The sequence below is a fragment of the Okeania sp. SIO2B9 genome (assembly GCF_010672505.1).
Taxonomy (GTDB): domain Bacteria; phylum Cyanobacteriota; class Cyanobacteriia; order Cyanobacteriales; family Microcoleaceae; genus Okeania; species Okeania hirsuta.
Map to the genome: position 1 here is coordinate 1 of NZ_JAAHGK010001242.1, position 2,255 is coordinate 2,255.

Annotated in this window: 1 protein-coding gene; it reads right to left on the reverse strand. The window is 38.7% G+C overall.

The genetic code is table 11. The annotated features are described in order from the left end of the window. Nucleotides 1-335: 335 nt before the first annotated feature. A partial coding sequence (locus F6K13_RS29380; protein ID WP_287289325.1) for a lipoxygenase family protein occupies nucleotides 336-2,255 on the reverse strand: 1,920 nt, incomplete at its 5' end.

Here is a 2,255-nt window from a genome sequence, read left to right on the forward strand (position 1 = left end):
TATCCCTGTTCCCTTTTCAGAGCTTCCTACTGACCAATGTTAAATTAATTTTGCACAGGTACTTATAATCTTTAGACATCTCCAATAATAAAACATAAAATCAATTATCCCACTCTTACTCATCAATTATTTCTCCCTACTCCCTGCTCCCTACTCCCTACTCCCTCTTTTGGAGGAGATGTCTTTTATATCATGTCCGGTTGAATAGTGATAAATAAATAACTACGGAGCAGTCAGGAGTCAGGAGTCAGGAGTCAGGAGTCAGGAGGGAAGAAAGAAGAAGAACAGGAGAAGAAGGAGAGAGTTTTCTTATCACTAATTATCCGGATATGATATTAGATATTAATACTCTGGGGAATTTGAGAAGGCAGCAAATACCTATACTGTGGGCGATTAAAATTGCGCTGCTCAATAGTTGCTTCAACCTGGTTCAGATTTTCCTGAAACTTCTCCAGTAGAGGTTTCACCTTGGAATCAGTAAAATGATTTTTTGAATACTCACCCAGTTTCGTGTAATAGACAGACCCCAGTAAATATGTGAGATTCAGTTGTCCTTGTGCCTGCTCTAGAGGTGGCAGCAGATCCAAATAATCTTGCTCGCTTACTTCACCTTTGAGAATTGAACTAGGCAAATAACCAGCTAATGGAACCGCCGGAGCATAAGACATTATATCTTTCTGGGGAAAATTAACAGCAGCGTGTTGAGCACTAGCAGTAAAAATAATTAACGTCACAGCATTAATCAAATACTCTAGTGTCCTAATACCTCCATCCTCACCAAAATCAGGTACACGAGCACCATCAAAAGCCATAACTTCACCTGCCCAAGCTTGTAGTCGCCGATCTGCCTGAACTTCTTCATCTCTGGAATAATAAAGACTCAGATAATCTGAAACCCATTGATGAATAGCATCCCACAGCAACAGAGCATCATCGCGATCAGGATAAACAGGAAGTAAATTAGAATCGTCAACGCCCCGCTGCTTCAGTTGCTCCGGTAACATAGCTCCATTAAAACCATAACTCTGTAACCCTAACACCGCCAAAACACGAGCGTTATCAATAGTAGATGACAGTAAACTATCAACTCCACCCTTGGGAGCAATTAAAATTCCCTGAGCACCATCGTTAATTGCTAAAGTACCTTCAAAGTGAGGACGCAACAGCAGACTTAAGCAATGATTTTGGGGGAGTTGGCGATGGGTAGGTGGAATAAATGATCCCACAAATAAATGAGTTCTCCCTAAATGACTGACTGCCTCGTGAAAGTTAGCATCTACTATCTCTACAACTGTTTTAGCAAATAACCAAGCATACTTAGAAGAGTTGGGGGTAAAGATGGGGTTATCTGCTCCTGGAGTTTGACCGCATTGAATAGCTACAGGACGTAATTTACGGTTTGGGTCTGAACCTTTTGGCACTGCGAATAAAGCTAGAGGAGCATAAATATACTTTTGGTATTTATTAGGATAAGTACCATTAAGAGCACCTGCCAAAATTTTATAGTCTGCTAGATAGAGTCGCCCTTCTTTTCCTGCTGCTGCTAATGAATCATCATTACCCATAACTTCCTGATATTGAGTCTCCGTCACCGGAAAACGTTCGTCAAGACTTGATACCTGCTCAATCATTAGGGGGTTATAACCTGCTACTCGCATATAAGCAAACACTTCATCTTCTTCAAAAGTATAAGCGATGCTTGGTATACCTCCTGTTTCTGGAAATAGCTCTTTATAGGAGAAGAGCTTTTGATAATCTTCAAGACTGGTTGCATGACCTTCTGGACTTCCTTCCTTTAATACTTTTACAGCTTCCTCCAAAATATCTTTAAGTACTGACAGACCATTTTCCCTGAGGATGGAAACAAACAGGTCATCTATTTCATGAAAATCGTCAGGTATTCCTTGACTCAACAATTGTTGAGTTAATAATAATTGTTGATTCAACAATAATTGGAAAAAAAATGGTATGATTTTATTATCCTCTCCAATTTTTATTGATTTTATTTGCTTATAGATTACTTCTAAGATATATTTAATTACATCGTCTCTTACCCCCTTATTTCCTTGGTTTCCTCGGTTTGTAATTACGATATTCACAAATAGAAGACGTATACTCTTTACCAATAATAAAAACCATTCTTTAGAAGGTTTTTCTCGTTCTGGTAATTCATTCACCATTGCCACAGGAGGAATGTGGTTATAGTTATATTGATATTCTTGTTTGGCTACTTCTAAATTATGATTTACTGATGA